This window comes from Nostoc sp. PCC 9305, assembly GCF_963920915.1.
Lineage (GTDB): Bacteria > Cyanobacteriota > Cyanobacteriia > Cyanobacteriales > Nostocaceae > Nostoc.
On the sequence record NZ_CAWUDN010000218.1, the window covers coordinates 1 to 3,528 of the forward strand.

At 43.7% G+C, this 3,528-nt stretch carries 4 protein-coding genes; 2 read left to right on the forward strand and 2 right to left on the reverse strand.

The genetic code is table 11. The annotated features are described in order from the left end of the window. Positions 1–173: 173 nt before the first annotated feature. On the reverse strand, positions 174–1,556 hold the full coding sequence (locus tag ACM0OX_RS35305) for an aminopeptidase P family protein (protein ID WP_414519827.1): 1,383 nt from the start codon (positions 1,554–1,556) through the stop codon (positions 174–176). Between the two features lie 28 nt (positions 1,557–1,584). Further along, complete coding sequence (locus ACM0OX_RS35310) at positions 1,585–1,851, reverse strand: hypothetical protein (RefSeq protein ID WP_414519829.1); 267 nt, start codon at positions 1,849–1,851, stop codon at positions 1,585–1,587. A 145-nt stretch (positions 1,852–1,996) separates the two neighbouring features. On the opposite strand from ACM0OX_RS35310, the gene ACM0OX_RS35315 reads away from it, so the two are divergent. Further along, positions 1,997–2,797, forward strand: a complete 801-nt coding sequence (locus ACM0OX_RS35315; protein ID WP_414519831.1) for a PhzF family phenazine biosynthesis protein — start codon at positions 1,997–1,999, stop codon at positions 2,795–2,797. Positions 2,798–3,038: 241 nt separating this feature from the next. Then, positions 3,039–3,479 (forward strand): DUF4332 domain-containing protein, encoded by a 441-nt coding sequence (locus ACM0OX_RS35320; protein ID WP_334839673.1) that lies wholly within the window; start codon positions 3,039–3,041, stop codon positions 3,477–3,479. Positions 3,480–3,528 lie beyond the last annotated feature (49 nt).

Below are 3,528 nucleotides of genomic sequence, written 5' to 3' on the forward strand. Positions count from 1 at the left end.
CGATCGCTTCCCATAACTATTGTCATTTTTCTCTGTTTGTATGAAACCACCCTGCCCTTAAAAAGGGGGGTTGGGGGGATCAAAAGCCTGTGGCGCAACTCTAGAAGACTTGTGTATACACCGTAGCCAATACATACGGGGAGGGTTAGGGTGGGGTAAAATTTAGCGTAAATTCAACCATTAACTAGATTCTCTACAGTATCAGCATCATTCGGCAATGCGGCGGTTAAGACTTCGCTGCCTTCTGTAGTAACTAAAACATCATCTTCAATGCGAATTCCCCGGACATCGGCAAATTCAGATAAACGCTGCCAATTCACGACATTCTGATATTTTGAACGGACATTGGCATCATTTAAAATTGCTGGTACTTGATAAAAACCAGGTTCAATTGTGACTAACATTCCTGGACGCAGGGGACGATTTAAACGGAGATAGCTTAAGCCAAAGCGATCGCTCCTTGAACGTCCCTCTTCATAGCCGGCTAAATCGCCCAAATCTTCCATATCATGCACATCTAAACCCAGTAGATGACCGATACCATGAGGAAAAAACAGCGCGTGGGCATCGATTTCTACTAAATCTTGGGGATTTCCTTGTAAAATACCTAAATCTACTAAACCTTCAGCGATCGCTGTAGCCGCTAGCAGATGAATATCCCCATACTCTACACCAGGCTGGATTTTGGCAATGCAAGTATCATGGGCTGCCAACACGACATTATAAATATCTCTTTGCGTAGATGAAAACTTACCCGAAACTGGCCAAGTGCGAGTCACATCACCTGCCCAACCAGTCTCAGTTTCAGCCCCAACATCGGCAAGTAGTAAATTACCTGGTTGCAAACTATGGTGATAGTGCTCGTTATGCAAAACTTCACCGTGAACAGTGACAATACTGTTGTAGGAGGTAGTCATATTGTGGGCAATAATTACCCCTTCCATCGCTGCCCGAACTTCAGCTTCTAGTTTGGCTTGGGGTGTTGCTGCCATCCCCGCTTTGTGAGCTTTGACAGTGACAGCCGCAGCTTTTCGCAACTCGCTTAATGCCGCATCATCGTGGGTAAGGCGGATTGAAACGATCGCCTTCGCTAACTCCAAGTCAATTCCTTGGGGAGGACTTTGTGGTAAAACCCATCTATTTAATAGCTGCGATTGCTGCGTCCAAGTAGCTGCATCTTGGACGGCAAGTGTAGCGGCATCTTCTAGCCAAGACTCTAATTCTGCCATTGGCCCTGCCACATCCGCCCCAATCTTCTCGGCTATTTCCTCGCGCGTTGGTGTTTCTCCATGCCAAAGGGCGCTGCTGGGTGACGGATCGTCGATGAATAGTTCTAGTTTGCCCGCTTCTAGACGAATTGCCGCCTTTGGTAATGGCAGTCCGGCAAAATAAAGGAAATGACTGTTGGCACGAAATGGAAAGGAATTTGCCGGAAAGTTGCGCGAATTATTGCTACCTGACCACAGAATTGCCGGAAAATCAATCAGCTTGGCTAGTTGTTGCCGTCGGTGGCGTAAAGTTTCCGCGAGAGAAGTAGAAGTTTGTGGGATAAGCATAAATGTAAGGTGATAATTGTACCTTTATTTAGTCGTTATCGTCTTTATCGTCATCTTTTTTATCATTTTTGCGATCGCTATCTTTTTTATCATTTTTGCGATCGCCATCTTTGTCGTCGTCATCTTTGTCATTCTGGTTAGGTTGTAACTCTGGTTTTTGTTGCTCAATTGGTGCAGGTGGCTGCGGAGCTTCAACAACACAACTAACTAATCCTCCAGAAATTAGCGCTAAGTTGACAGCAGCAAAGATGCTTCTGAAGATTTTTATCCTCACGTTTTCGGTTTGCTTTAACATTGACTCTAGTTTTTGGAGATTGTATTCCTAATTTCTAAGGTACTGTATATAGTGGTTCTCATTAAACAAGTAGGGGCACGCTGCGCTCCTACACCTTGCTACTGATAAATATATTGCTGTCTAACTTTCAAGGTGAGTCTATCTAATGGGACAAATCATTACTCAGGTTGATGCTTTTACCAATACACCTTTCGCAGGTAATCCGGCTGCTGTCTGTGTTTTGCCTACTCTCCAAAACGAGCGCTGGATGCAAAACTTGGCGCAGGAGATGAATTTATCTGAAACAGCTTTTCTAGTCAGACAGGATGATGGCTTTAATCTGCGTTGGTTTACGCCCACAGTAGAAGTGCCGCTTTGCGGTCACGCAACTTTAGCTAGTGCCCATGTACTTTGGTCAGAGGGACATTTGTCACCCGATGAAGTTGCACGTTTTTATACCAAAAGTGGAGTGCTGATTGCGAAGTTTCAAGGTGAGTGGATTGAGTTAGATTTTCCTGTAAATCACTCACAAGCAACAGTTGCTCCTCCAGAACTCAAGCAAGCTTTGGGTGTACCCTACAAATCTGTCTTGCAGAATTCACTAGGTTATCTAGTGGAATTGGAATCTGAAGAATTGGTGCGTCAAATACAGCCCAATTTTCAACTACTCAAAACTTTGCCTGTTTCTGATGTCATTATCACCAGCCTGACTGACTCTGATTCTCAATATGATTTCGTCTCTCGCTTCTTTGCACCAGGATTAGGTATTAATGAAGACCCAGTTACAGGAGCGGCTCATTGCTGTCTAGCTTGGTTCTGGCGCGATCGCTTGCACAAAAATGAGTTTTTGGCTTATCAAGCATCTAGTCGCGGTGGCGTGGTGAAGGTGGATTATGACGGGGGCGATCGCGTCTTTCTCGCCGGACAAGCGGTAACTGTGCTGCGAGGGGAGTTATTTACCGCATAAACCTAATATTAATAGGACTTACGTACAGGTAACGGAAAATCGAACCACAGAGACACAGAGAACACGGAGGAATAAGAGTTTGAGAGATATTTTGCGTAAGTCCTGATTAAAAATCAATAACAGTATTGCAGAAGATTGAGTTAAAATTGCACGTCAATACAAACACTAAACCGCAAAAGCGTAATTTTGCGAAGAAACAACTGTCACAATATTTAAACAAGCCTATATTTTTATTTCAACAATGTCTGCTAAACACAAAGATAGTAGAACCACTATCCAATCTCGTGATTGGCCAATTGAGGAATTACCTGGACTGAGCCACGAGGAACAATCTCAACTCCAAAATTGTGGGATTACTAGCACAGTAACCTTAGTCAAACAAGGGAAAACTTTAGAGTCAAGACTAGCGTTAGCAAATAAACTACAGATTCATCTTCAGTATGTAAATAAATGGATGGCTTTAGCTGACTTGGCACGTATTCCCAGTGTCGGGACACAATATTGTGGTTTATTGCTTCATGCAGGTATTGGTTCTGTAGTGCAGTTAGCTCAAACTCCCACTCACAGATTGCACCAACAAATTATGCGCTTGCAGGTAGCAACAATGCAGCGCCGAGATTTGTGTCCAGCAATTGAGCTAGTACAACAATGGAGTCAGCAAGCTAAAGCAATCATTAGTTAGAAGTTAGAAGTTAGAAGTTAGAAGTTAGAAGTTAGAAGTTAGAAGTTAG